General features: G+C 55.9%; 29 protein-coding genes and 1 pseudogene. 10 read left to right on the forward strand and 20 right to left on the reverse strand.

The window, feature by feature from the left end:
* Window positions 1–21: 21 nt before the first annotated feature.
* The 5 genes from NO345_RS18545 to NO345_RS18565 all read left to right on the forward strand — a co-directional run bounded on the left by NO345_RS18545 (window position 22) and on the right by NO345_RS18565 (window position 5,304).
* The gene (locus tag NO345_RS18545; RefSeq protein ID WP_256301748.1) at window positions 22–1,023 is read left to right on the forward strand and encodes an ABC transporter ATP-binding protein; all 1,002 of its coding nucleotides are present in this window, start codon (window positions 22–24) and stop codon (window positions 1,021–1,023) included.
* Window positions 1,004–2,011, forward strand: coding sequence for an ABC transporter ATP-binding protein (locus tag NO345_RS18550; protein ID WP_256301750.1), 1,008 nt, complete (start codon window positions 1,004–1,006; stop codon window positions 2,009–2,011). The genes NO345_RS18545 and NO345_RS18550 overlap by 20 nt, the downstream gene beginning before the upstream one ends.
* A gap of 80 nt (window positions 2,012–2,091) precedes the next feature.
* The gene (locus tag NO345_RS18555) at window positions 2,092–3,051 is read left to right on the forward strand and encodes an ABC transporter permease (RefSeq protein ID WP_256301752.1); all 960 of its coding nucleotides are present in this window, start codon (window positions 2,092–2,094) and stop codon (window positions 3,049–3,051) included.
* Window position 3,052: 1 nt separating this feature from the next.
* Complete coding sequence (locus tag NO345_RS18560; protein WP_256301754.1) at window positions 3,053–4,018, forward strand: ABC transporter permease; 966 nt, start codon at window positions 3,053–3,055, stop codon at window positions 4,016–4,018.
* A 41-nt stretch (window positions 4,019–4,059) separates the two neighbouring features.
* Window positions 4,060–5,304 (forward strand): MFS transporter, encoded by a 1,245-nt coding sequence (locus tag NO345_RS18565; RefSeq protein WP_256301755.1) that lies wholly within the window; start codon window positions 4,060–4,062, stop codon window positions 5,302–5,304.
* Window positions 5,305–5,577: 273 nt separating this feature from the next.
* On the opposite strand, the gene NO345_RS18570 is transcribed toward NO345_RS18565, so the two are convergent.
* From NO345_RS18570 to NO345_RS20005, 3 genes are all read right to left on the reverse strand, one after another.
* Window positions 5,578–6,567 (reverse strand): LLM class flavin-dependent oxidoreductase, encoded by a 990-nt coding sequence (locus tag NO345_RS18570; RefSeq protein ID WP_256301756.1) that lies wholly within the window; start codon window positions 6,565–6,567, stop codon window positions 5,578–5,580.
* Window positions 6,568–6,807: 240 nt separating this feature from the next.
* Window positions 6,808–8,208: a M20/M25/M40 family metallo-hydrolase gene (locus NO345_RS18575; protein WP_256301757.1), complete on the reverse strand. Its 1,401-nt coding sequence runs from the start codon at window positions 8,206–8,208 to the stop codon at window positions 6,808–6,810.
* A gap of 901 nt (window positions 8,209–9,109) precedes the next feature.
* Window positions 9,110–9,457 carry a DUF7692 domain-containing protein gene (locus tag NO345_RS20005; RefSeq protein WP_438266779.1) on the reverse strand — a complete coding sequence of 116 codons (348 nt, stop codon included), beginning with the start codon at window positions 9,455–9,457 and terminating at the stop codon, window positions 9,110–9,112.
* A gap of 65 nt (window positions 9,458–9,522) precedes the next feature.
* Here NO345_RS20005 and NO345_RS18580 point away from each other — a divergent pair, with 65 nt between their 5' ends.
* Entirely contained in the window at window positions 9,523–11,403 is a 1,881-nt protein-coding gene (locus NO345_RS18580; protein ID WP_256301758.1) for a CARDB domain-containing protein, read from the forward strand.
* 422 nt (window positions 11,404–11,825) lie between these two features.
* Here the strand turns inward: NO345_RS18580 and NO345_RS18585 are convergent, their stop codons facing one another.
* On the reverse strand, window positions 11,826–12,317 hold the full coding sequence (locus NO345_RS18585; protein WP_256301759.1) for a DUF7995 family protein: 492 nt from the start codon (window positions 12,315–12,317) through the stop codon (window positions 11,826–11,828).
* Between the two features lie 110 nt (window positions 12,318–12,427).
* Window positions 12,428–12,727 (reverse strand): SWIM zinc finger family protein, encoded by a 300-nt coding sequence (locus NO345_RS18590; protein ID WP_256301790.1) that lies wholly within the window; start codon window positions 12,725–12,727, stop codon window positions 12,428–12,430.
* Here NO345_RS18590 and NO345_RS18595 point away from each other — a divergent pair.
* A complete protein-coding gene (locus tag NO345_RS18595) occupies window positions 12,650–12,853 on the forward strand; it encodes a hypothetical protein (protein ID WP_256301792.1) in 204 nt (67 codons plus the stop codon). The two genes, NO345_RS18590 and NO345_RS18595, sit on opposite strands and share 78 nt — an antisense overlap.
* A 61-nt stretch (window positions 12,854–12,914) precedes the next feature.
* Here the strand turns inward: NO345_RS18595 and NO345_RS18600 are convergent, their stop codons facing one another.
* Entirely contained in the window at window positions 12,915–13,835 is a 921-nt protein-coding gene (locus tag NO345_RS18600; RefSeq protein WP_256301760.1) for a transcription initiation factor IIB, read from the reverse strand.
* 169 nt (window positions 13,836–14,004) lie between these two features.
* Between NO345_RS18600 and NO345_RS18605 the strand changes: the two genes are divergently transcribed.
* Window positions 14,005–14,283, forward strand: coding sequence for an AbrB/MazE/SpoVT family DNA-binding domain-containing protein (locus NO345_RS18605; protein WP_256301761.1), 279 nt, complete (start codon window positions 14,005–14,007; stop codon window positions 14,281–14,283).
* Entirely contained in the window at window positions 14,280–14,681 is a 402-nt protein-coding gene (locus NO345_RS18610; protein ID WP_256301762.1) for a hypothetical protein, read from the forward strand. The genes NO345_RS18605 and NO345_RS18610 overlap by 4 nt, the downstream gene beginning before the upstream one ends.
* A gap of 144 nt (window positions 14,682–14,825) precedes the next feature.
* Here NO345_RS18610 and NO345_RS20010 read toward each other — a convergent pair whose 3' ends face one another.
* The 7 genes from NO345_RS20010 to NO345_RS18640 all read right to left on the reverse strand — a co-directional run bounded on the left by NO345_RS20010 (window position 14,826) and on the right by NO345_RS18640 (window position 18,535).
* Window positions 14,826–15,062 carry an HVO_A0114 family putative DNA-binding protein gene (locus tag NO345_RS20010; RefSeq protein ID WP_438266780.1) on the reverse strand — a complete coding sequence of 79 codons (237 nt, stop codon included), beginning with the start codon at window positions 15,060–15,062 and terminating at the stop codon, window positions 14,826–14,828.
* 218 nt (window positions 15,063–15,280) lie between these two features.
* A complete protein-coding gene (locus NO345_RS18615; RefSeq protein WP_368407899.1) occupies window positions 15,281–16,435 on the reverse strand; it encodes an RNA-guided endonuclease InsQ/TnpB family protein in 1,155 nt (384 codons plus the stop codon).
* Between the two features lie 2 nt (window positions 16,436–16,437).
* The gene (gene tnpA, locus NO345_RS18620) at window positions 16,438–16,827 is read right to left on the reverse strand and encodes an IS200/IS605 family transposase (RefSeq protein ID WP_256301766.1); all 390 of its coding nucleotides are present in this window, start codon (window positions 16,825–16,827) and stop codon (window positions 16,438–16,440) included.
* A gap of 188 nt (window positions 16,828–17,015) precedes the next feature.
* Window positions 17,016–17,234, reverse strand: a complete 219-nt coding sequence (locus NO345_RS18625; RefSeq protein WP_256301767.1) for a hypothetical protein — start codon at window positions 17,232–17,234, stop codon at window positions 17,016–17,018.
* A 113-nt stretch (window positions 17,235–17,347) separates the two neighbouring features.
* Window positions 17,348–17,632, reverse strand: a complete 285-nt coding sequence (locus NO345_RS18630) for a helix-turn-helix transcriptional regulator (RefSeq protein WP_256301769.1) — start codon at window positions 17,630–17,632, stop codon at window positions 17,348–17,350.
* A gap of 99 nt (window positions 17,633–17,731) precedes the next feature.
* Window positions 17,732–18,223, reverse strand: a complete 492-nt coding sequence (locus NO345_RS18635; protein ID WP_256301770.1) for a PIN domain-containing protein — start codon at window positions 18,221–18,223, stop codon at window positions 17,732–17,734.
* Between the two features lie 9 nt (window positions 18,224–18,232).
* Window positions 18,233–18,535: a ribbon-helix-helix domain-containing protein gene (locus NO345_RS18640; protein ID WP_256301772.1), complete on the reverse strand. Its 303-nt coding sequence runs from the start codon at window positions 18,533–18,535 to the stop codon at window positions 18,233–18,235.
* A gap of 345 nt (window positions 18,536–18,880) precedes the next feature.
* Between NO345_RS18640 and NO345_RS18645 the strand changes: the two genes are divergently transcribed.
* Window positions 18,881–19,270 carry a RidA family protein gene (locus NO345_RS18645; RefSeq protein ID WP_256301774.1) on the forward strand — a complete coding sequence of 130 codons (390 nt, stop codon included), beginning with the start codon at window positions 18,881–18,883 and terminating at the stop codon, window positions 19,268–19,270.
* A gap of 154 nt (window positions 19,271–19,424) precedes the next feature.
* On the opposite strand, the gene NO345_RS18650 is transcribed toward NO345_RS18645, so the two are convergent.
* The 7 genes and pseudogenes from NO345_RS18650 to NO345_RS18675 form a co-directional block, all read right to left on the reverse strand.
* Entirely contained in the window at window positions 19,425–20,396 is a 972-nt protein-coding gene (locus tag NO345_RS18650; protein WP_256301776.1) for an ArdC-like ssDNA-binding domain-containing protein, read from the reverse strand.
* A 181-nt stretch (window positions 20,397–20,577) separates the two neighbouring features.
* Window positions 20,578–21,270: a nucleotidyltransferase family protein gene (locus NO345_RS18655; RefSeq protein WP_256301778.1), complete on the reverse strand. Its 693-nt coding sequence runs from the start codon at window positions 21,268–21,270 to the stop codon at window positions 20,578–20,580.
* Between the two features lie 2 nt (window positions 21,271–21,272).
* The gene (locus NO345_RS18660) at window positions 21,273–21,938 is read right to left on the reverse strand and encodes a helix-turn-helix domain-containing protein (RefSeq protein ID WP_256301780.1); all 666 of its coding nucleotides are present in this window, start codon (window positions 21,936–21,938) and stop codon (window positions 21,273–21,275) included.
* Between the two features lie 55 nt (window positions 21,939–21,993).
* Window positions 21,994–22,131, reverse strand: a pseudogene (locus NO345_RS20060) (DUF8069 family protein); the annotation flags it as partial.
* Window positions 22,132–22,185: 54 nt separating this feature from the next.
* Window positions 22,186–22,644 carry a toxin-antitoxin system TumE family protein gene (locus NO345_RS18665; protein WP_256301782.1) on the reverse strand — a complete coding sequence of 153 codons (459 nt, stop codon included), beginning with the start codon at window positions 22,642–22,644 and terminating at the stop codon, window positions 22,186–22,188.
* 35 nt (window positions 22,645–22,679) lie between these two features.
* Complete coding sequence (locus NO345_RS18670; protein WP_256301784.1) at window positions 22,680–23,234, reverse strand: DUF7342 family protein; 555 nt, start codon at window positions 23,232–23,234, stop codon at window positions 22,680–22,682.
* Between the two features lie 856 nt (window positions 23,235–24,090).
* On the reverse strand, window positions 24,091–24,951 hold the full coding sequence (locus NO345_RS18675; RefSeq protein WP_256301786.1) for a DMT family transporter: 861 nt from the start codon (window positions 24,949–24,951) through the stop codon (window positions 24,091–24,093).
* Window positions 24,952–26,009 lie beyond the last annotated feature (1,058 nt).

Consider the following 26,009-nt stretch of genomic DNA (forward strand, 5'->3'; position numbering starts at 1 on the left):
CCTGTGTTCAGTAGTGTAGTAATGCGATCGTTAAGGGTCGAGAACATCTCCGTGAGGTATGCTACCGAACGAGGCCCGCTGCTCGCGGTGGACGACGTCTCCTTTGATATCGAGTCGGGAGAAATGTACGGTCTCGTTGGCGAATCGGGTGCAGGAAAGAGCACCGTCGGCCGCGCGATTATGCGAATGATCGAGGACCCGGGCTCGATCACGAGCGGACGGGTTGTGTACGAGGATCGTGACATCCTCTCAGTCCCCGAAAAAGAGATGCGGACGATACGTGGGAGCGAGATATCGATGATATTCCAAGACCCACAGGCCGCGCTGAACCCAGTGTTGACCGTCGGGCAACAGCTCCGTCGGGTTCTGCGGAGCCATACTGATGAGGAGTACTCAAAGGCGGAGGAGACTGAGGAGATCGTCAACGCCCTGGAGCGGGTCGATATTCCGGATCCAAAGTCCCGGCTCGACAGTTACCCAGTCGAGTTCAGCGGCGGGATGAGTCAGCGAGTGATGATTGCCATGGCGCTGATCAGCGACCCATCGGTTCTAATCGCCGACGAGCCGACATCAAATCTGGACGTCACGATCGAGGCGAACATTCTCGATTTACTCGAGGACCTACAGGAGCGCGAAGATCTAACGATTTTACTAATCACTCACAACATGGGAGTCGTTGCCCAGCACTGCGACCGGATCGGTGTCATGTACTCAGGGAAACTAGTCGAGGAAGGGGACGTAACCGACGTATTCGAGCACCCTGGACACCCCTATACGCGGGACCTTGTCGGATGTGTACCGCGACCCGATAAGGCGGGTCGTGGCCAGCTCCCGACGATTGAGGGGACAATGCCGACACCTATCGATTTGCCGGACGCGTGTTACTTCGCCCCCCGCTGTTCGTTCGCCGACGAACAATGCTGGAAGGAAGCCCCCGGAACAGAGACTGTTCTAGACGATCAGACGCATCAGAGTGCATGCCACTTTCGCGAGGAGGTGACCAATGTCGAAAACAACGCTTGAATCAGACCAGAGAGCGGTGCTGGAGGTCGAGAACCTCCAGAAGTACTTCACGAGCGGCGGTCGCATTGATCGCATCTTCGGTGAGCAAAAGACTATCCAGGCAGTCGAGGATGTGTCATTTCATCTCGGGAAGAATGAGACGCTGGCCCTTATCGGCGAGAGCGGCTGTGGCAAGAGCACCGTCGCGAAGACGCTGATTGGTATCCATGAGCCGACCGAAGGGGAAATCAGATTTAAAGGAGAACTGATGACCCCTGAGAAGGTCAGGACGAGTCCGATTCAGTTGATCTTCCAGGATGCTTCTGAGTCGCTGAATCAGAAGAAGACGGTCGGGAGTATTCTGGCGACACCGCTGAAACTGAACGGCAACAACAATACGAACGAAAGAATCAATGAACTACTGACAAAGGTCGGGCTTGATCCAAGCGTAAAGAACCGCCATCCCGGAACGTTTAGCGGAGGACAGAAACAGCGTATCGCCATCGCGCGAGCACTTGCAAGCGATCCTGAGCTACTCATCGCTGACGAACCAGTCAGCGGTCTAGACGTGAGTGTTCAAGCGAAGATCATCAATCTACTTGATAAATTGACTAGCGAGATGGGTGTCTCGCTTCTGGTTATCTCTCATAATCTAGGTGTTGTTCGCACGATCTCTGACCGAGTCCATATCATGTACATGGGAGAGATTGTTGAAAAAGGAGATACAGAAGACGTGTTCGAGCGCCCGGCACACCCATACACGAGGGCACTGCTGTCGTCGATCCATGTCCCTGATCCGAGCATCCAAATGGAACGTGTCGAACTCCCTGGAGAACTGCCTGACCCAAGTGACCCGCCTGAAGGCTGTCGGTTCAGCACTCGTTGTCCACAGTATATCGGGAGTGTCTGTGACGAGGTTAATCCGGAACTCACCGAGAGTAGTTCGAACTCGGAGTGGCCGATTCAGGGTAACGACCACTGTTCAGCGTGCCACAAACATGATGAGTAAAATGACCGAAAACTACATATCGATAGCGAGAGTCGGTATCAACGACCCCAATAAAGCAGACAACTCCACGAGGTAAAAGTATGGCACGTAGTCTCAAAGCACTCTTAATTCGGCGGCTATTGCTCACGATCCCCATACTGTTTGGGGTGTCAGTACTGGCTTTCATCTTCGTTGCGTTTGCCCCGCAGTCACCGGCAATCGCCAGGCTCCAGACGACAAATCCTGAGGCGATTGCGCAGCTGGAGGAATCTATGGGGCTGAACCGCCCGTTGCATGTACAGTACGTCGACTGGTTGACGAGCGTACTCACTGGGGACCTAGGCCAGTCCCTTGTCAAGGATCAACAGGTAAGCACCCTGCTGTATGACCGCATAGTGATTTCAGGCCAGCTCGCCATCTTTGCTGTCGTGTGGATGGTTATTTTGGCCGGGTCCCTCGGGTTTATTTCCGCATTCAACCGGAATAAAATCCAGGACCATATTGCTCGCGTGTACGCAGTGTTGGGAATCTCAGTTCCTGATTTCGTTGTAGGCATCCTCCTGCTTCTGATTTTCGCCGTCCATCTTGAGTGGCTGCCGGCCGGCGGATTCGTCCCATTGAGCGAAGGCGTTGGAACGTATCTTAAACATATGATATTGCCGTCTTATACGGTTGGATTCCTGTTCACGGCGATCGTCATGCGGATGTTCAGAGGCGATCTCCTCGAGATGATGAACAAAGAACACGTGAAAGCTGCGAAGGCGATGGGAGTCCCCAGATACAAGGTCGTGCTTCAAGATATCACGAAGCCTGCGGTAATCCCAACTCTGACCACGATCGGCATGTCGATCTCGATTCTGATCTCTGGCGTCGTCATCACTGAGATAGTGTTCGCAATCCCAGGACTGGGACGGCTTCTCGTGAATGCCGTCTTCGATGGTGACTTCACTATTATTCAGGGGGCAGTCCTAATCATCGCGCTAGTCTTCGTCACTGCGAACCTCGTAGTGGACGTCCTGTACTACTATCTCGATCCGCGCATTCGAATGAGAGGTGACTGATATGAGTACCAAAGACAACACTGAGCGAGATTTCGTCCAGAAACGGAGGGAACAGTTCGAATCCGAAACTGAGGAGTACAGGAGTGAATTACAGACGCTCCTGCACCACTTCCGGCACGATTTGCTCGGTGTGGGTGCGCTTGTATTACTGGGGGTTGTCCTATTAGTGACAATAATCGGTCCGTTTCTGCTCCCCCGGGGAGCGATTGAGCAGAATTATGGCTCAATCCGCGCACCGCCAGGGGCGGAGTTTCTTCTCGGTGCGGACCAGCTTGGACGGTCTGTGCTGTCGCGGGTAGTCGTCGGTGGCCGTTACTCGATTGCTATCGGCATCCTATCTGTGCTGTTCGCAGGGACGCTCGGGACTGCGATTGGAGGCGTCGCCGGCTACACCGATCGCGAGTGGCTGGACGAGGTGTTCATGCGCAGCATGGACGTCATCATGTCGTTTCCCGCCATCGTAATGGGAATTGCCGTAATGGGAATCTTCGGGAACGACGCAATCTCGATCGGTCCCGTAGAGTTGACGAACTTTTGGAAGCTAATCCTGATTATCGGCGTGATCTACATGCCCAGGTTCGCCCGTATTACGCGGGGTGCGGTGCTTCAGGAGAAGGGGAAGAGCTACGTTTTACTCTCCCGGATTGAAGGAGCATCCCATGCCCACGTATTCCTCCGTGAACTCTTGCCAAATGTTCTCTCCCCGCTTCTAGTGATGTTCACATATCGGATTGGGTCAGCGATGATTCTCGCAGCTGCGCTGAGCTTCCTCGGGATTGGCATACAGCCTCCGACGCCAAGTTGGGGCAATATGCTCGCCGCCAGCCGTGATCTCATCTTCATCGACGTCTGGTGGGTGACGGTCTTCCCCGCGCTCGCCCTCGCGACGACGATTATCTGTTTCAACATCCTCGGCGACTCGGTCCGTGATGCGCTTGACCCCGATGTGGACATTCCCGAAGAATAACCTGATACCACTACCACCACCGAATGGACTATTTTTCTCGGTTGGCGGTCCTGTTTGGGAAGGATTACGACATCATCGCAAATCGTGACTTTCAACTAGTTCTACTGGCGAACCTTGCAGCCCCCCTCGGGACAGCCCTGCTCTCACCGCTACTTGACTCACTTACTGCACCATTCCGTGTTTCGTCAACTGAAATCGGACTGCTCATCACCGTATTCACCGCACCGGGTATCTTCATTATCCCACTCACAGGGGCCCTCTCAGATCGATACGGACGGAAACCTATCCTGGTGTTTGGACTCGTTCTGTTTGGAGTCACCGGGTCCAGTATAGCTCTGACTGCTGATTTCCATGTCGCGCTCGCACTTCGGTTCTTCCAGGGGGCAGGTCTTGCTTGCATTACCCCGGTCCTCATCACGAGTATCGGCGACATGTACGAGGGTGGACAGGAGACCACCGGCCAGGGTCTTCGGTTTGGGGTCTCCGGTCTTACAGCAACGGTGTTCCCCGTCCTCGCAGGGGTGCTCGTGGTGATTGCGTGGCAGTATCCGTTTTTGATTTATAGCATCGCCATCCCGATCGCAGTCGTCGTATTCCTCTGGTTCGAGGAGCCATTAGCATCGAGTGACCGCCCGATTGCGGCGCGTACGAACAACTCTGACGATCAGTACTTGTGGAAGATTCTCAAACTCCTAACCCAAGTGAAGGTCGGGGCTTTCCTCCTCGCTCGCGTTATTCCTGTGTGCATCTACATCGGATTCCTCACGTACAACTCGGTTCTCACAGTCCAGCTCCGGAGTGGAACACCGCTTCAGGCAGGAATCCTGGTAGGCGTGACAAGCATGACGTACGCACTCGTAGCGACCCAAGCCGGACGAATCAGGGACGCGCTCGACGGGATGGAAATGTCGCTCATCGCTGGAAATGCCTGTCTCGGCTTCGGTCTTATTATAGTAACTCTAACGCAAGAGTTCAGGACCGGGGTACTTGGGGCTACTCTTCTTGGTACTGGATTTGGTATTACGCTCGCCCAGTATCGAAGCACAGCCACTAAAATGGCTCCTGAGGCGTACCGTGGTGGGCTGGTCAGTATCGCTGAGAGTATTGGCCGCATCGGGGCCACACTCACTCCTGTGGGGATTGGGGTAGTTGTCTCAGTGTTTAATCCCATACTTGGATTCCAGACTGCAGTTCAGTGGACCATGACGAGTCTCGGACTCGGCGGTGCAATACTCGGAATCACGAGTGTTCTCGTCATGTCCAACACAGTAGTTACAGAGGTTTGATTAATAAACAGATACACCACTGTCCAGTTAACCACCTTCGCTGTCATTTGGCAGTCAAGAGATTGACACGAGAATTGAACTTATAGTGATAAACAATCAATGCTCAAAACCCAGTCAGAGACCCGTGCTCTCGGTTACAGTCGGTTCTACGTGCCGAGTGATCTCGTAAGCGAAGGTGGCAGGCAGGATAGGTATCACTGCCGATGACGCCTGTAGGGAACGGCGGCTCACCCCGGTGAGAGCGTCGGCTGTATGACCGTTTCGAACGCGACGCTACGCGAACTCGGAAACGACTTCGTCGAGGAACAGCTCAAGCGATGTCTCGGCAGCATCGTCGGCAAGTCCGGGCCACTGAGTTCGCACAAGGAGGTGGTCGGTCCCGAACCGCTCGCGGTAGGTCTCGAGGTCGGCGATCACCTCGTCGGGGGTCCCGACGAGGAACCGGCCCTCGTGATAGGCTTCGAATCGCTCCTCGACGGAGTTGTCATCGTGTTGTCCGGATTCTTGATGCCAGCTCGAATAGCTATCGTACTTCCCAACGAGAGACTCCCTCGCACGCTCAACCGCGCGCTCATGGTCGCGGTCGATGAAGACTTCACGCCAGAGAGGACGCGTCGACGGTTCATCGTCGAATGCCTCTTCGTAGACCGCGTAACACTGTTCGAGATCATCGACCGTGTAGCTCGGAGCCGGCAACCAGGCGTCACCCAGTTGGGCAGCGCGTTTGAGAGATGCCCGACTCTTCCCGCCGAGCCAGATCGGGGGACCCCCGTCCTGGAGGGGTTTGGGGTTCACTGTAACTGACTCGAACGAAAACTCTTCGCCATCGTAGGCACTGTCGTCCTCGGACCAGCACTGCTCCAAGAGGTCGAGGGTTTCGAGTAACCTTGGGACGCGCCGTGACCTGTCGACTCCGAGCACGTCGAACTCCTGTTTGCGATAGCCGAGTCCGAGCCCTAGGATCGTTCGGCCGTCACTCTGCACGTCGAGATTCGCAACCCGTTCGGCGAGTCGAACCGGATTATAAAGGGGTGCGAGACAGACTGACGTTCCGAGAGTGACCCGCTCTGTGATGCTCGCGAGAAACGAGAGAGTCTGGAAGTTGTCGAAGTATAGATTATCGACGAAGTGGTGTTCGCCCACCCACAGCGAGTCCAGCCCCCCGGTGTCAGCGAGCTCCGCCTGTCGTTCGATTGTCTCCCAAGCAGCTGAGGCGTCGTGACTCGCGCCCCGCTCCGTCGGGAGGACGAGGCCGAATTGCATATCTCTACGTGTGGTTGAGGCGACGTATAGCTCTTCCCCTGGGTATACCTTATTGGCTAATTGAATTCTTCTTCCAGTATCTCTCTTCGAGCCAACTCTCCGGTCTTGTCTGAATTGATTCTGTCCCCAGAATGGACCGTTGTAGTCAGCGCGCGACGGAAAATAGCTCATCGTGTGAATTTTTAAATTAACTGAGCTTCGGTGCCCTACGGAGGGGCGTACGCCAATCGACAAACGTATCTAGTCGCTCATTTTGGAAAGTTGGTCCAGAACATGTACCGTGGTCTTGACCCCGTTCTCGAAACATCGTACTGAGAGGTTTTCGTCTGGACTGTGGTTATTCTCGTCGCTGTTAGCGTAGGGGACGATGAAACATGGGAGATCAAGCGCCCGAGCGAACACGTCATCAGGACCAGAGGCACCAAGAGAGGGCTTGAGAATCGGTTCTACGCCCCATCCCAACTGAACACCACGGAGGATAGGCTCGGTGAACTCCGAATCCACTGGAGTCTGGTGAGCGGCGGTAGAGCTGAGTCTCGAAACATCGACTGTAACGGCGTTCGAGCAATGCTCGTTGACGTGGTCAGTGAACTGCTGGAAGATCGTGTCGGGATCCTGATTCGGAACGAGTCGCATATCGATTTTTATCTGCGCCGTCGAAGGAATGATAGTCTTCTTTCCCTCCCCGCCATAGCCGCTCGTCAGTCCCGCAACGTTCAGCGTTGGATGGTACATCAGTTTTTCCCAGTAGGATTCGCCCGGACCAGCTGCAAATTTTCGAATACCGAGGTCTTGCTTTACTGCCTCGGAATCAAAGGGGATTTCGTTGAGGCGCCCACGATCAGCCATGGTCACGTCACGTACATCCGCGTAAAACCCGTCGATATTGACCCAACCATTAGTGTCTCTCATCGATGAGAGTAGGTGGACGGCTTCCCATGCGGGGTTCGGGACCGGCCCCCCGAAGTTACCGGAGTGGAGGTCACGATCCGGTCCACGGATATCGACTTGGAGGTAAACCATTCCTCGGGACCCGAGAAATACGTGCGGCCGATTGGACGGGTCGATTGGCCCATCAGCCATGTAAAATACGTCCGCAGCCAAGAGATCACTGGCTTGCTGGACGACCTGTTCGATGTTCGGGCTACCGCTTTCCTCTTCACCCTCGAGGAGAAGCGTGACATTGACAGGTGGTGTCCCGGTCTCAAGATACGCGAGAATGGCACAGAGATGGGTAAACCACTGTCCTTTGTTGTCCCCAGCTCCTCGAGCGTAGATTCGAGGCTTCCCATCCGGACCCTCTCTGAGCACTGGTTCGAACGGTGGCGTTGTCCATTCATCAGCCGACGCTGGCTGGACATCGTAGTGACCATACATTAGAATGGTAGGTCGAGACAGGCTACTCGTTTCGTCGGGGTGCCAGTGGGCGATGATAGACGGATGTCCGTCTGTCTCGATGATGTGTGAGGAGGTGCAACCATACTGGGAAAGAACGTCAGTGATGAGCCTGAGACACGCATCGATTCCAGTATCTGTCGTGCTAATCGATGGCTGGGACAGCAATTCGAATAGATCATCGAGGAAGCGGTCACGGTTCGCAGTGACGAATTCGAGAGCTCGTTCTAGTTGAGTGTCTTCCATACTGAGGCTGTATCAGCCCAGTGTCTTAGAAGTATTTCCTGACCGCCGGATCGTGTCCAGATTAACTGATTCCATGAGAAGGTGAATGGTTTAGCCACTGGTCAGTAGTTTCTGCACTGCAGGAACAAAATAGTTCTAGAAACCGTTAGTACTGTCTTCCTCTATAGAATATAATATTTATAGCTGGTTCGGTTCACGTGTTTCTCGTAGTGGAAATAGAGGTCGTGACGGTTACAGACGTCTTTCAGCGGCGTGGAGCCGTCGTATTTCTTGAGTAGTCCCGTGAAGAACGCGTAGGAGTGCATGTTTGTCCTGACCGACTCAAGTTTCGTATACAGTAATTCGTTGGTTTTTGGATCCGGTGATTGCTCGTCCTCGGGCGGTTCGTTCTGTCTTGTGAACCCAGTTGTGAACAGTGGGCTTGACGCGGCCAACACCAATTAGTACGAAAATAAAAAAGTATTTGAAAACGAGAGGAATTAAAATATGGACAAATAGAGGTCCTATAAACAGCTTTAGTGTTTTCTCCGCTTCACAAAACCGAACTCAATCTCATCTAAAGAGTCGTTGAGGCTGATATTTTTTGGTATTGTGACTTGAAATCCGCTCCGCCTCGCCCTTTAATCCTTATTTGAACACTGCCGCTGAGACAGTTCGGCATGTGACGGATTGCATTTCACTTCGGATTCACTCGGTATTATGCGACCGGTTGTGCAGTCCTATCGGGGTGTGGCTACTTCGCATAGGCCATGGTATCGAAGGCACCAGTGATATTGTTTGAACGTAAGTAAGTCAAGATGGACAGATAGGGGGTCTGTCCGGTTGAAGCAACCCAGACCCATTTCCAACCACAGTCGTCACCTTGGGTTGCTCCACCTTCTACTCGCGAACAGTTCCAATCTTACCGGTGGCCCTGAAGATCACGGCTTGCTTTCTCGATAGCGTCTCGTCGATACGCTTTGTCACCGTCAGTTCGGATTCGCATGGTCGTCTCGTACACACGACCCCCAGAATCCAAGTTTTTTTTCGAGTGACTGGAACCCCTATATCGGCGTGAATCGCCCGGTTCTTGTCGCCCAGTCGAACGGAGTGGCGGGTCGAGGCGACGATGGTCGGGGCTGTGTACACACGGCGATCTCCAGTTCGTGTGCATATTCGGGGAACCGGATTTGTCGAAGTGTGACTCTAGGAAGTCAGACTTAGAAGGGGGGTTGGGTTCCTTTGCAGTAAACCTAGGTAGTATCCTCATCAATTAACCGGACTGTGGTATGTCATCGCCCTAACTTTTAATATCAATGTAATCGGTTCAACAATATGGCTAGAGAACACGACACACCAACGTGTCATCGACGTCGTCTGCTCCTCGGTGCCGCGGGACTCTCTGCTCTTGCGGGATGTAGCAGAACAAATAATGAAAGCCCAGGTACCAAAACCACAGGACCAAATGAAACTTCTAACACGAACAATAATCGGGGTGGAAATGCCGAACGATCATCTTCAGACTCCGGGGCAGAGTTCGAGATCAATGATCCGAGCGTCAATGTGGACCGACCTGATATCGCCGAATCAATTCTAGTTGGAGAACCCGTTGAAATACAGTTCGAAATCACGAACAACGGCGATGAGGCTGGTTCTGAGTCTGTACAGTTGCTTGTAGACGAGCTAGTACAAGCGACAAGGGACGTCGAATTAGAACCCAGTGAAAGTGTGGAAATCTCTTTCACCTACGAATTCGACCAAGAAGGCGACAGAGAATTATCAATAAACCACGTGCCAGTTGGGCAGGTCACGGTTGTCGAATCGTTGGATCATGGTCGACTCGTTGGGGCACAGTACTATTCGTGGTACTACGGTGATGAAGGGTGGGCCGGACAAAACAATCCCGTCGAAAATGAAGGCTGGCTCTCGGATATAGCCCATTCGCCGTTGTTAGGTGCCTATGACTCTCGAGACGTCGAAATTATTAATCAACATATGAAATGGTCTTTGGAGCACGGCATCAACTGGTGGCGGCTCAACAATGGTGCACCTGATACTCGAATCGACCGAATTATAAGAAACGTTGTGTTTGACGCGGATTTGGCAGATCAGATGAACTTCACGATCCTTTTTGGATTCGCACCTAGCCAACAAAATGAAAATGGGAAATATGACTTTAATGATCCCGAAATTCGCAGCAATTTGGTTTCCCGTTTTCAGCACTGGGAAGATACCAAGGTTGGCCACGACAGCTATTTGCATATCGACAACCGTCCAACGATGTATTTCTGGGATGCGAATATTTATACTGGTGATATTTCTGGAGCGTTTGCCGAAGCAAAGGCGGCAGTCGATGTCGACCCATATATCATGTCCGGCGTGAGTTATACTAGGCAACCGGCGATACAGCGACATCAGATTGAGCCATTTGACGCAGTACTCGATTACAATTCTATATCCACGGATGAGGAGTACATGGAGCGGTTCCACGAACTTACAGTAGCAAACCAACGCCGGTGGGCGATGGCAGCAGATGCGCTTGATATAGATTTTATTCCGTCGATATCTCCTGGACGAGATGCTAGTGTTTCTCAAGGAAATAATTCTCGCGTTCCGCCAGTAGAGCGAGACTTAGGTTCGTTCGAAAACCAGTGTACCACACTGCGAAAATTCGGGGCTCGAGGTATGGCAATGGTAACCTCGTTTAATGAGTGGATGGAAAACACACAAATAGAACCGAGTGAAGAGGACGGCAAGGCGTACCTGAATTCCGTCACTGATAATTTAGCAGAACCCGACTGGGGAGAACCAGAGTTTTCCTATCAATCAATCTTAATAACATTTGATCGCGCAATCTCACTAGAAGACGGCCAACCAAGGTCCTTCCTCACCAGTGAGATACACCTCCAATCAGACACTGGGGAATTCATTGAAGATGTGGGTTCTCTTGACGAGGAGCTCGTTTATTTGAGTGGGTGCAACGGAAGAACTGAACGAGAAGGGGTCATGCTACGCTTCTTCGGGCCCCGCCGTGGAGAACAAGCTCAAACGACGCTACTCACTGAGTTTGACGAGGAGATTGAGGGAATGGTCCTTCGGGGGATTCCATTTGAAGATGGCATTGAGGTCTCTGTATCGATAGATGGCGATGAATTAGGATCAACAACTCTACATGGCGGCTTTGGACAGGGTATTCAAAACTACAGGATTTCTTAAATGTCGGATACAGTAGCGATAACTGTGTCCTCCGGTTTTATATCTCATTTTGAGTGGGTCAAAGTCCTACATACCAGTTATGCTAGTAATAGAGTTGTTGAACGACTTGAACTTCTATGAGATTGTATCGTGTTTGACCTCAATATTTATTCCCACTCACAATCGCTCCAACCCCACCGTTTCGAGTGTTTCATCTGGAACCGGCGGTGCGGAGGTGGGGCGGGGGCTGGGTAGTTTTTCTGCTTTGTGCCCTTGGGCACACTCTCAAAAGGCATCTCTTCCTCTAGTATTCGAGGCTGTGGCTGCGCGCGCAGCAGAGCGAGCACGGAGCGGAGGGTGGGGAGGGTGGGGAGGTGGCTGGTGGGTGGTGGCCTCAAGCAAATCGAGTGAGAGGATAGAATCCAACGGGAAATCCGGCCGTGTTAGTAGTGGACGTCGGCGGGCACGATCCACATCGGTTCGGAGGAATTCAGGACTCGGTCGAGATGTGACCGGTGTCGGATGCCGTCACCGTATTGGGCGTAGAGGTGCAGCGACGGGCCACGGAATGCGCCGAGATTATGGCAGGCGTGCCGGACGAGCTCGGCATCGTGCATCACGGCTTCGACGCTGAGCTCCTCGAGCCCTTTCCGGACCTTTTCGAGGTTGCGTTCGAACTCCGTGACGGTCGCATCCCACCCGCGCTTGAGCAAGCGTGCACCCTCGTGAGAGTCGACGCGAGCAGCGACCGGCTGCTCACCCCAGCGGGCTTTCCCGGCGACCGCTGCGCCCTCGTCGTCGAACGTGACGTAGTAATCGAACACGGGCCGTTCGTCGACCCGCGCGCCGACGAGTCGGTCGAACGTCACCGTCGCCTGTTCAAGAGCTTCTTCTTCGGACTCTGCATCGACGAGCGCGTAGATTATCTGGTGCATGGAATCACACTCGCCAGCGCGTCGACGGGAGCTCGGCATCGTGCTGCTCCATCTCGCACGCTGGCACCCCGTTGCCAGCGCAATAAACTGGCTTGACGCAGAGCGATCAGTCAGGGAGCGTGTGACGACCGATTGCCCGGTTCAAACGTCGCTTTTCCATCACGGTAGCAGGGCCAACACGGGACTCCATCGGGGAGTTTGGCACACTCACACTCTTGGTCACCCTCCGTTCCAGTCTTCTCTGACATGCTGACGACGCTCCCACCGTCAGTCGCGACCGTCGCATCCACAGCCGCATTGAGGACTGCGCCACGAATCGCGACGGCGACGCGGTGCTTGCAGGCGTCGTCGTAGTGCTCGTCAGCCGGGCACGTGCAGGAGGTTGGGACGCCGTCGACGACACGGATCAGGTATCGGTGCTCGCTCGGATCGCTGTGGCTGCAGTTGGTCACGAGGACGGCGTCGCCGGCGAGCTGGAACTCGAAGGCTTCGTACTCGGCGCGTTTACGGACTCGGTTCGTGAACGACAGTCGTGACAGGGGATGATTCTCGATGGGAATTCTGTCTCACCTCACCCGTTCAGGTGAGCACAAACGTTCAGTCGACGACCTCGTTGAGCGTCTGCCAGTGGTTGCGTACCGTGGCCGTCGAACAGCCCGCAACAGCAGCCACGTCTGCCTGTCCCAGCATCGTACCTTCGCCAGCTTTGTAGAGGCAGGCAGCTGCAAAGCCGGATGGCTGGACACCGACCGTCACTCCTGCTTCCTGTGCCTGACTGGCGAACGCCCGTGCCTCGTTACGAAGCCGGTCAGGGACACCGAGCTCTGAGGCGAACTGCGGAACGAACTCGCGAGGTGTAATCGGCTTCGCGGGCAATCCGAGCTCCGAATTGAGCGACTTGTAGCAGGCCTTCACCCGGGGCTGACACACCTGCGCGAGCGCTGCCACCTCATCGAGCGTTCGGGGAAGGCCGTTGCACCGGATGGCCGCGTAGACACAGGCCGCGGCGATGCCTTCGATGGATCTGCCTCGAAGCAGTGACTCGGACTGAGCCGTCCGGAACAGGGAACAGGCCTGGTCACGGAGCGAGTTGCCGAGGCTCAATGCCCCGACGATGCGCCGGATTTCGGTGAACCCGTGCATGAGGTTGCGGTCGGCTTTGGACTCGTACTGGCCACGGGAGTGTTCGCGACGCATCCGCGCGAGCTGTCGGCGCTTCCGTCTGGAGAGCTGATTGCCCCGAGAGTCGGTTCCGTGCCCGATCGTGGTCGAGAGGCCGCGGTCGTGTCTGGCGACCGTGCGTGGTCCGCCAGTACGCCTGCGCTCGTCCTCGTCGTAGCCGCCCCACTCGGGCCCACGGTCGAGTCGCCGTTCGTCGACGACTAGCCCGCAGTCCTCACAGACTGATTCGTCCCCGCTCGGCGTGACGCGGCCGTCGCACTCCGGGCAGTGGTTGGTGGTCTTCTCAGTCGGTACGTCCTCGTCGAACGTCGTCGGATAGATGTCACTAACAGGCATCTGAATACGCTCCGAGGCGCTCGCCTGCTCGACGAACCCCTCACCCGGCAGGGGTCAATAAACCTCCGGGGGTGGTCTCACCTTAACCAACTCGGAGAAATTAACCAACACACGGCTGCCGCTGTTCTGGCAGCACAACTCTTAGGTACTACACCACGTAGTACTAGACATGAGTACCGAGAATGAGACCGAGAGCGAAACAACGCGAATCACCCGGAAGGGGCAAGTAACCATCCCGAAGGACCTCCGTGCCGAGTTCGGACTCGAGGAGGGAGATGAGGTCAGGTGGGAGAAAGCGGAGGATGGCATCAGGGTACGGAAAGCAACCCAATCGTCGGGCCGGGGAATGCTCGTCGACAACGATGTCTCCGAAGAAAAACGGGAGGAGATGGCCGAGGAGATGGAAGCCGAGATTCGGAAGAAGCGACGTGAGGAGTGGCAACCGTGACCCGGTACACCGTCGACGGTGTCGCAATGGCGCGGTATCTCGTTGACCAACTTCCGTCAGCAGCGGACGAGGTTTTCGAGCGAGCTGAACAGGGTGTCGACGTTCTCGAAGCGCCGTCTGTCGCGGTGAGCGAGGCAATCTGGACGGCAGTCAACAAGGGAACGATCGCCAGCGTCGAAGTCGACACCACACCGAACGCGGTGCTCCGAGGGCTGGTGAACGACGGTCCAGTACAAATCTCCCCAAGTGATGAGCAGGACCTCGCAGTGTTCGGGAGCCTCGTTGATCACCACACCATGCACGATGCGCTTTTGATTGCGAACCACCGGGTGCGTGGCACCGAGGCGATCGTCACGAACGACGAGGAATTCGCAGGCGAAAACACCGTCTGGGACTGAATCACGAGAAACGTACGCTTCGTCGGGGAAACGAGATTCGTCACTGGCAGTCGACACGACGGTGTCTATCTCGAAACAAACGTATACAAACGACTCCCCAGATGAATCAAGGTGAGAAGGACTGTTGCCGTTGATTCGGGCTAACTAGACATTCGATTCGTCGGAGTCGACGATGGGTTCGACGAGCGGCAGATTGATGACGATTGCATCGTACCAGACCACGGGCCGTTTCGCACCGCCTTCCTCGACTAAATCGATCAGGTGGAGTTCCTCCAACTCGATCAGGTTCCGATGGACCTGGCTGACATCCCGGTCGACAAGCCGAGCAGTTTCACAGATACTCGTCGGTTCGTGCTGAACGATTGCTCGCAGTAGTTCCAGCGACTTCGGGCGGGTGACTTTGTGGACGTCAGTCGGGTTGTGGTAGACGACTTCGAACTGGGGTTACGGCGTCTCGCCACGGTCCCGGGCTGCAAGTGTCGCCTCGAGGTCGCCATCACGCCTTCTCTGAAGCGGACGTGAAGCGTGAGGTCCTGGTCGCCGTTGGAATTACTCAATCGGAAGCTGACGAGGGATTACACACTGACATCCTCCCACGGCTAAAGCCGTGGGGTTCCCCCACTGGGGGTTGAACCCACGGAAACGGAGAGGTTCGCAGGTTCGTCGTCACGGTGGACGATGACCTGCGTTTCGGGCCGTGCCAGTACAGCCCCCGCCTCGGACAGCGGTTTCGAAAACTTGCCCAAGGCTCGTTTACCGATATTCAACGCACCGTTCTTGTCCGCGTTGTCGTCCAGCCCACACTCAGGACATTCGAACCGTCCCTGCGTTGTTCGGACGCCCTCGCACGCACAGCGGTTGCACCTCTGCGACGTCTCGTATTCTCCGACCAACTGCACGTCAATGCCTGCGTCGTGGGCTTTGTACTCGATGTAGTTCAGCAGACGGGCGAACGGCATCTTGTGGGTCTTGTCGTTGACGTACCGTCCCTTGTCGTTGTCCTTGCGAATCCCACCGAGGTCGCCCACAACGATGACCGCGTTCCGTTCCTCAGCGTCCTCTACGATGGAGTGGGCAATCTTGTGGAGACGGTCGTCCACCTTCCGCGCTTCCGCATCACCGATGCGCTCGACCACCTGCTGTCCCTGGCGGGGTTTGGCCTTCCCGATAGACTTCCGTAGTTGCTTGTAGTGTTCGCGGACACGGCGGACTTCTTCGCCGTAGAACGTGGTCTTGCGGTCAGAGAGGAACGCGCAGGTAGCGACCCACCGTGCACCCATGTCGATCGCCAGTACGTTGTCGTACTCATCTTGAACGGTCACAGACCGCTTCACGACGAGATGGACGTACCAGTCACCGTCACGGCGCACCAGTTCGCTGTCCCGTCTGTCGCCCTCTCGGACGAGTTGTTCGTCCTTGCGCGGGACGTGGGCGGGACACCAGATGGAGTTTCCCCGTCCACGCTCAGGGTCGTAGACGGGGACTTTCACCCACCACGACGAGAGAACGGTGTCCTCGTCGTGGGCCACGTCGAACACGTCGTTGCGGAGAACGACAGGTTGTTCGGTGTCAGGGTTCGGGTCTTTCTGTCGTTGCACCTTGGACGCCTGCTGGGCGGTCGCGGAGTAGAGGTCGGCGTCCCCGCCGTGAACAGTCTTCTGGAACGCCTCGTACTCACGGGCGAGTAGGTCGGCTTTCCTGTTGGTTAGCGAATGGAGTTTGACCTGCACCGTGGTTGAGACGTTCCGGTGGATGACTACTCACCTGCTTGGGCGTCGATGTACTCCTCGATAACCTCGCTGGACACGTCGCCCGCACTTGAGACGAAGTACGAACGCGTCCACAGAGACGGCAGGCCGAAGTCGAACTCGTCGCGGAGATGGCGCGATGAGTAGCCTTTTACCTGTTGCATTATCTTGTTCGGAGCGAGCGTCGGGTCGCCCGTGATGAACAAGTGTACGTGGTCGGGCCGAATCGCCAACTCCAGTATCTCTAACCCGAGTTCGTCGGCTTTCTCCTCGATGAGTTCTTCGAGACGGTCGCGTACCTCGCCTTCAAGCACCGATTTACGGTATTTCGGACACCAGATGAAATGGTACTGGAGTTTGTGGACGGTGGTACGTTCCCTGTCGAACCCACGAGGCATTGTCAGTATATAGAAGCTATCCACCTAAAGATGTTATGCAACCATCCAACCCCGACCGTGGCTACGGTCGTAGAAAGATTCCCAGTTGTCGGCTTCATTCCACCCGTGAACGGGTGGGCTTTCGCCTCGCTACCGCTGTAAGTATTCGCCGATTGAGGGATCTCGTCGTCGAAAACCCGGAATTCCGCTCAGTCTGTAATCCTGAGCTCGTCTTCAACCCGGTAGAGATAGCCACGCATCTCGAGAATTTCGAGCGCTTCTTCAGCATCGGCCGTTGTGAACCCCTCTCCTTCGAGGGTCTGAAGTGCGGTACGCTTATCGAGACCTGCAGAGTCGTCTAAAGTCGCTTCAAGAACGGCAAGTGCGTCTTCCGCGAACGGGGGAATTGGTGTGGAGTCACCGGCCATGTGGCTGCTTGGGTCGATGTTCTACCTCGAATGTAGTAGGGATTTTGCTACTGGTACTCGCTACGGAGGGTTTGGACGGAGAGAACGGTCCAATTCAAGACGTCAGATGTCCTCTACGCTGCGAGTTCGTCTGCGTAGTGCTCTTGCCAGTCGTTCCGGTCTTCGATCTCACGTCGACCACGTCGGGTCAGGGTATAGAAGTTTGTCCGGCGGTCTAACGAACCCTTCTCCACGAGACCTTTGTCGACGAGGGTATCGAGGTTCGGATAAAGTCGGCCGTGGTGGATTTCTTTCTGGTAGTAGTCTTCGAGCTCGTCTTTGACGGCAAGGCCTTTGGGGTCGTCGAGGCCAGCGATGACATACAGCAGATCGCGCTGGAAGCCAGTCAGGTCATGCATAGTGCTACAAATTAGCATTCACTGACAAGTAAAGCTGTCGAGGTTGGACGACTGGTGTGCAAGTCAGGACCCAATCTGGCCAGCGACTTTCGAATCGGGCTATTCGTTCTGAAAAAGCCGTTTAGCGCGTCTGTAGATGGGTGCGCCGAGCCAGCTTCGTCGCCGTACGAGGTCTTCGAGTTTCTTTTCGGCTATGTCGTGGTTCAGTACACCTCGTTTAACGAATGCTTTGAGGAGAATGGGTGAGATGGCCACTCGTGCGTCGACGATGGTCTGCAGTTCTGGGAGAGCGCGGAGATCGTCGGTGATGAGGAAGTCCGCCTCGAGTTCGTTGGTGAGGGCAGCTGTGGTTCCCTCTCCAGAGTCGATACGGGAGGTTGTTAGCTCTGTTTCGACCGCATGGATTTCGATCTGGTCAATCTTGTTGAGTACGGTCTGGGCGGCAATCCCATGTACATCTTCGTACTGGGCAGTGGCCTCCAGTTCTTCGTGAACGGTTTCGGTGGTGTGGACGTCGTATTCGGTGAGCAGGGATTCGAGGAGGTCGACTGATGCGACTGAGATAAGAGCGCTTGTGTCTACGACGATCATATTCTCACGCTACAGTTCCGCGAGGTCCTCGGCGATGTCGTCGCCCTGGTCGAGGATGGTTTTCGATGCCCGGACGGATTCTGCGTCCTGCCTGCCAATGAACTCTTTCAGGACTTCGAAGCTGATCCGATCGTCGAGATAGAGCTCGACGACCGCTTCCTTGAACTGGTCGTCATCTTCGACCTCGTCAAGATACTCTTGGAGTGCTTCGATGATGATCTCAGTCCTGTTCTTGTGGGTAACCTCTGCCGCGACATCGGCTTTCTCTACAAGGTTCTCGGGGAGCCGGAAGTTGACTCGTGTGCTTCCCATGTTTAGGCACCTCTTGTATGTACATTGTACGTACGGGATTATAAATATTGAGTCGAATTATTCAATCAGACCGAGTGAACGCTCAGGACAGCTGAACTCCCGAAAGCCGGTCTGGTGTTACTGAAGGGTGTCATAGAAATCCTCTCACACCTAGTGGTCGTGTTTCCTGGATCGGTTCCGTCGGGTCGAACGCGTTGAATCATTCGAGAAATTCGACGAAGAGATGCTCAATCCTCTTGTAGCGTCGCTGAAAACATACCACCTCAACGTTCATCCTGCTCTTTGGTGTGCGGACTGTTATCTGGTACCCTCAGTTACTTTATATTCTGTATCGATATCGAAGTTGTGACGAGAGAGGTAATCAATCCCGACGGACTCATCGACTCGACAGGCATCGGTTACAACCAGGCCGTCGTCGCCGACGGTACCTTCTATATGTCCGGCCAGGTCGGCTGGGATGAGAAATTTCAACTGGCGGGTGACGACATCCAGTCTCAGACGAAGAAGGCGTTCGAGAACGTCGAGACGTTGCTGGCGGAGGTCGACCGATCACTCGACGACGTCGCCAAGGTCACCGCCCACATCGTCGACTCCCACAAGAACAGGGATGGGTTCTTTGAAGTTTGGAACGAGGTGTACGATGGAGAGTCCTACCCGTGTCTGACGGTTCTCGGTCCCGAACAACTTGCTCAGGAGGATTTTCTCGTCGAGATCGAGGTAGAGGTTCCACTGTAGGGAGAACCCAGGAACGCCCCACTCGACAAGACCGAGAGCCCGGCGAGAGCACGACCAGTCAGTGGCTACTGAATTCTAGAGAACTTTGCGATACGACCTAAGAATTTGTCTCTGCAATGAAGCACTCCCCTGCTGACACGCTATGACCTCTTACTTACTGTGTTAGTTCGACCGCGTTGAGGATTTCCTGTGCGGTGTCCACGATACGCTGCAAGCGGCCCCGGATAGTCTCGGCGGGGTCACCGTCCCAGGCGGCCACGTAGAACGCACTGTTCGAGGCATCGAGCCCGATGTACTGGGAGACAACGTAGGCCGTACTCTCGGCTTCGACTTCGCGCTTCTCGCGTTCATCCTTGTCGTCGACATCGAAGTGCAGCAGGGCGTGAGCGTACTCGTGGGCGAGCACACTGGCCACCTGCGCGTCGTTTTCGAGGTCCTTGACTTCGACGAGCAACGAGCAGTCGTACGTGCTGCGCTCGGTACAGACGCCAGCAGCTTCCCCGTGGGTCCACTCTTCGGGTGGGACGAGGTTCACACGGACTCCCAGCTCCGGTGCAGCCTCGAGCAGCGCGTTGAGGATGTCGTCCTCACTGCCTTCGCCCTTGGCGGTCGTATCGAGTTCCGGAAGTGGCTCACCCTCGGTCTGGGAGACATCGAACACCGGGACAGGTTTGAATCCGACCAGCCCCTCGTTCCATTCTTCAGGTGGAGTCTCATCGTACTCGCAATCGGTATTCTCGTGGTAGGAGGGAGAGTTCCCACACTCCGGGCACTTCGTGGTGATGATCGGCGCCCAGATCCAGATGGCCGACTCGCCTTCCTGGACGTGTCTGTCGAACTCGTTGCACCAGGTGTTGTAGCCAGCTACTTTCGTCGCCTCGGGGCACTGGTGCTTGATCAGGAGCGTGTTCCGGTAGGAGTAGTCGTGGAAGCGCGACTGGACGTCCAGCCACTCCTGGAGTTCTGCACTCGCGCTGGCTTCCTCCGAGAGCTCGGCAAACTGTTCGACCCACGCTTCGAGCGAGTTGTGCATCTCGTCACGACGGCTGTCGGAATCGTCGAACTCGACTCTTGATTGGAATTCGTTATTCTCGGTGCTATCGGTCTGAGGTGTCTCGCAGGACATCGAGAATCTCCGAGGGAGTATTTCCGTCTCCCTCACCCAACAGGGGAGTAATAAATGATGTCAATGGGAGGGGCTCGTGTCGTGCACACGTCCACCGGAATCCTATTTTTTCGAGGGGCTGGAACCCCTATTTCGGCGTCAATAAATGGGCTCTCGATGGCGGACTACTGGAACCAGTCGGCTACTGCTGATCTTCCAAGAATTCGAGGAGCACCTCGACGTCTTCCGACGAAGCCGCCGATTTGCCAAACACACTCTTGAACCGGTGGTCAAGACCGCCTTCTTCGATGAAGGTTTGAGCGTCATTCAGTTGGGCCTGCAGTGCTTCTGGGTCTCCTCGGTGCAGATGTGACTCGACTGTATCGAGATCGATGGAGGGAACCGCGGCAAGTACATCGGCGAGGTCTGTCTTCCGACCGCTGTGGAGTTTGGCGGCGACGAGGATTTCGCCATTCGCGGTCGGTGCCGTGGTCGAGCGAGTTCCACCCGTGATGGTCGTCTCCGTACTGTGGTCTCGCAGGTAGTCGAACGACCATTCCGCATCTGTCTGGCGACAGCCGAGGCCGTTGACGAGAATATCCACGCCGACTGGGTGCGGTAGTCCTTCGCTCCGTTCGTAGAGTTCGATTTCACGGTTGTAGATGGTGTCCTCTGGTGGGACCTCGAACTCAGCAGTTCGCTCAAAGTTCCGTTCTTCGAGGAACACGACGATAGACTCGTAGTCATCCGGAGCGATGACCAGGTCCAGATCGGTCGAAAACCGGGTTTCGAATTGGCTGATCGCGTACCCGCCGACGAGAACGAATCCGATGTCGGCTGCGGTCAGTTCGTCCAGTACCTCGATGAGGGCTTCGCTTCTGGCTTCTTGGCTCATGGTCAGGCTGGCTCCATCCGATAGTTCGCGTCAGTCTCGACGTCGTCGTACATCCGGTCGAGCATGTCGAGTGCAGATTCGAAGGTGGCGTAGTGTTCGGTGGCGAATTCGACCGTCTCTTCCAGTGGGATGACGGGCCGGCCATCGACCATGTCAGTCATGAAGTTGGCCCGTGGCTCGAGGACGATCTGTATCGCCCCGTCAACCTCCTCTGCCGGAAGGCGTTCCTGTGTTGCTGGGAGTCCGAACTGTGCGAAGAAGGTCGTCCACGCGTGGAGTTCGGATTCCGCAACCGCCATGAACAGTGGATAGTCGTCGGGAGTGCGGGCGACCTGGTAGCCACCACGAGTCCAGACGTAGACTGCGTCAATCGCCGTGAATGCATAGTCCATCCCGGCGAACTGGGGCAGCACGTACGCCTCTGAAATCGTTGGTGGAGATGTACCAGCTGCTATTGCGAGGAAGGTGAGTCCGGCCTCGCGAATCGAATCGTCGACGAGCTGAAGTCCGTTCTCGTATGCGACATACCCCGCATCTTCGAGACGGTTCACGACACGTCGAATCGTCTCCCGATTCTCGTCGATTTTCCGCGCGACCGCTGATATCGAATCGCCGGCATCGAGGCCGAGGAGAACTTTGAACTCCTTTTCCCCGCAAGCTTCGTACATCCTATATATACACAATATTGTGCAACAGACAAAAATATTACTGTTGTTGCGCCGTTCAATCGTCTAGCCCAGCGAACCAGCCGCGGTGGAAGTAGGCGAGGCAGATCACCGACCGGAACGTTCGCTCCGCCGGGCGGTGGAGGAACCGCTCGGTTTCGGGGAGTGGTTCGACGATACCGGCGTCGATAAACTGGCTCGGTAGCGACGGATCACGGGGGTACTGAGAGACGTCGTGGAAGGAGACACGTTATTCCTCAAGCTGCCGGACCTCCGGGCCGTAGTCCCACTCGTACCGGTACTCCCTAGGATAGACGATCTCTGGCGCGGATTCCCAGAGTGCTGCTCGCCGGTCGTCAAGAAACCGGAACGAGCACTCGATCAGGTCGTTCGGCTCAACTGAGAGGGTTGCATCGACGGGTGTGGTCTCGTCGATATCTGGCGGCGGATGGAAGTGCTCACGGTCGTTGTGGGAGTTGTCGTGTCGGTCCCACCGGCATTCCCAGACGGAACCATCCCATCGCTCCTGGTAGTACAGGTTGTAGTCACCCGACAGCAGGAGTCGTAGTTCGAGTCGAACCGCCGAGATGGGGTCGGGATAATGTGATGCGTAAAAGTGAGCGATCACACGGTCCGGCTTCTCTGGTGGGAAGGTGTCGACCCGTTGGACAAAGGATTGTTGCCCGAACTGTCGAGCGAGCAGTCGCATCCGCTCCTCGTTGAGGTCGTCTGACCGACCCATGCTCAGGCGGGTTGCCAGTGGTTGCCAGCGGTATCGTCCTGCTGAAGCTGGAGGAGCGCCCGTCGAATGTCGCGTGTGCGACGGCGAAGCGCCCGGATTTCACTGAGCTTCTCGTAGGTGTCTTCGAGTTCGTCGTACGGCACCTCCGAAAGCAACCCCGCATCAACGTCGGTTCCGTCGAGTTCGTCAGTCAGTTCCGCAAGGCGAGCTTCGTACTCGTCAAGCCGCGAGTCGAGCTCCGCCTCGCTGTACTCTTTCGTGAGTCGGTCGACACGAAGGAAGTCGAAGTACGCCTCGTTTCGCTCGTACAGCACGGGATCACTGCCCGTCTGATCGACGACACCCATCGAAGCCAACCACTCGAGGTTCGTCCTGGCTCCGCCAGGCGAGCAGTCCGCGCGGTCAGCGATTTCTGAAACGGGAGCCGGCTCGGTCAGTCCCGTGACGACCTCGTACACCCGCTCCTTCGTCGAGCGGTCTGCGAGGCTCTCCGTCCACGAGTCAGCGAATGACTCCGGGATGTCCGAGGATTCCTCCGAGGCGTCGTGTTCCGCCATCGTGTCCTCTATTTGGAGCTGTGCTCATAATATTCTTGTGGTAGTTAAATATATACTCTCAGTTGGTGCGTTCTCAGCACCTGCCGTACGATTCGCGGCCGTCCATTCCGTCGAGCCAGCCGCGGTGGAAATACGCGATACAACCCCCAACCGAAAGGTTCGGTCGGTCTGACAGTGGACGAACCGCTCTGTTTCGGAGGGTGTTTCGACGATGCGGACTTCCTGCTTCGCACGGAAGCCGTTCGCGTCCATCGGTAAGACAGCAAGAGTGACCCGAACGCTGGGAGCGACGATACAGAGCGTCGCAAAGCAGTACGCTCGGTTCGTCCCGACGTCAGGATAGGTGATGAGGACGTGGTCTGTGTCGGCTGACCCGTAGAACCGCCACTCCTAGAGTTCTGCGCTTGCTCTCGCTTCGTCCGAGAGCCCAGCAAACTGTTCGACCCACGCTTCGAGGGACTCGTGCATCTCGTCGCGCCGGCTGTCGGAATCGTCGAACTCGATTTTTGACTGGGATCTTAGCATCGGTACTATCGGTTTGAATTGTCTCGCAGGACATCGAGAATCTCCGAGGGAGATATTGCTCTCCCTTACCTGGTTAGGGAGCAATAAATTGGCTCTCGATGGACGCTCGGATGCGTTCCAGGAAGGTCGTCAGGTTGCGCCGTCCTGCGGTCGAACAACTGGAATCAACTGTGCGTTTGATGGCGGCGAACGAGGCTTTGATGACGAGGGTGTAGTAGCCTGCATCACGGAATCACCATTTGTGCGACCGAGGGCTTGCGCGATACCGAGTCGACGATCGACAAAGTAAGCGAGTTGCGACACGTCGAGTTGCGTTAGGGAGCCGCGACGGTCATTCCATCTGGATCACAATTACGCCGACGAGCACGAGCACACTGCCCACGATAGTTGCCATGGCTAGCGGTTCGTCGAGGAGGACTACGCCCAGCACGACCGTCGTCGCTGGTTCGAGGCTCGAGATAATACTCGCACGGCTCGCTCCGATGTAGGCCACACCGGCAAACAGCGCACCGATGGGGATAGCCGTCGCGAGCAGGGCGATTGCCGTTAGTATCGTTACCTCGGAAGCGGTCGTTGGGAGCGTCAGCGAACGGGTCGCTACTCCGTAGATGATAAAGCTCGCGCCTGCCGACGGTAGGACGTACGCCGTCAGCGTCTGGGCGTCGACGTCCTCCAGCGCGACCTGACTCGTGACGTAGTAACCCGAATAGACTAGGGCCGCCCCGAGAACCACAGCAATTCCACGAGGGTCGGCCCCTGCGGGGTTGACTCCAGAGACGACGGCTACTCCCCCCACGGCGAGGCCGAGCCCAACGACTGTGTAGCGAGTAATCGGTTCATCTAGAAACAAGTACGAGAGTACGACGACGAGAACGGGGTACGTATAGATGACTAAGCCGACCAACCCGGCAGTCATGTATTCAAGCCCAAGGAAGTATAGCCCGCTCTGGGCAGCGTAAAATCCGGCACCGAGGAGGACAGCGGTGGCGAGCGCTCTCCCGCGAAGGCGCTCTACTTGGCCGCTGTAAGCCAAGAATGCGAGAAAGAAAATTGACGCCCCAAGGAACCGGTAGGTCAGAACCGTCGGAATGGAAAGCCCGGCGGCGGCGGCGTACTTCCCAAGGACGCCCAACGTCCCAAATGACGTCCCGGAGAGTACCACCAGAAGGATGCCCTTGGTATCGTTATTCATGCCGATGACTGCGGCGGGTATCAATTAAAAAGTGGGTATGCCGGATGGGGTGTTCAGACCAAGCCTGAGTGACATCCTCCCCGTCGTGAACGACGGGGCTTCCCCTGCACGAGGAAACCCGACCTGTTGCCGAGCAGGTTTCAGGACCGTCTCTCCCGAGGTCTGTGGGACGGGGGTTTCGTCCCTCGCTCGGGAGCGTCCTGTGGCGCTGTCACGGGCACTCCCATCCGCAAGCGAGTCATCAACGCCCGGTTTCTCGGGGCGTCTCTCTCCCAAGCGGTCATGCCTCACGGCACGGTCGGTTCGGTCACACTTCCCCGGCCCGTAGGCCGGGTTCCCGTGCTGACGAACGACGCGAACCCCGCAGTCGGTTGCAGAACCGACCCGTGGGAACCACTGCCCCGAAATATTCGGGACGCTGGTTTCAGCGCGTCTCGTACTCCCGTGCAAGTGCCGAAAGCCGACGTAACCCTTGTTAACGAGTACGAGATGGCGTGTACTAAGCGTTCGGGTTTCGGTGGCCAACGTCGGCGGTTGCTCAGTCGCATGTCGGATTCACGCCCGCCGTGAACGGCGGGATTCTCTCCTTGAATCAAGATCAGGAGCGTGTTCCGGGACGAGTAGTCGTGGAAGCGCGACTGGACGTCCAGCCACTTCTGGAGTTCTGTGCTAGCTCTCGCTTCGTCGGAGAGCTCAGCAAACTGTTCGACCCACGCTTCGAGGGACTCGTGCATCTCGTCGCGACAAGTATCCGAGTCGTCGAACTCGATTCTTGATTTTGATTCGTCAGTCTCGGTGCTATCGGTCTGAGTTGTCTCGCAGAACATCGAGGATCTCCGAGGGATATCTTGCTCTCCCTCACCCAACAGGGGAGCCACAAACTGGCCCGCCAAAGAAGATTCAGGGAGTACGTCGCCACTAGTTCGGGCTAAATGTAGGATTGTCGAATGAGCAGGTCCTGGTGAGGAGTGTCCATGCAACTCACTGACCTGCTTGGAGAATCGTTAGATATAGAGAATCAGGATGTTTTGGATTTGCAGGACAAACGTTCGCAGACT

It is taken from the genome of Haloarchaeobius salinus, assembly GCF_024464185.1.
Taxonomy (GTDB): Archaea; Halobacteriota; Halobacteria; order Halobacteriales; family Natrialbaceae; genus Haloarchaeobius; species Haloarchaeobius salinus.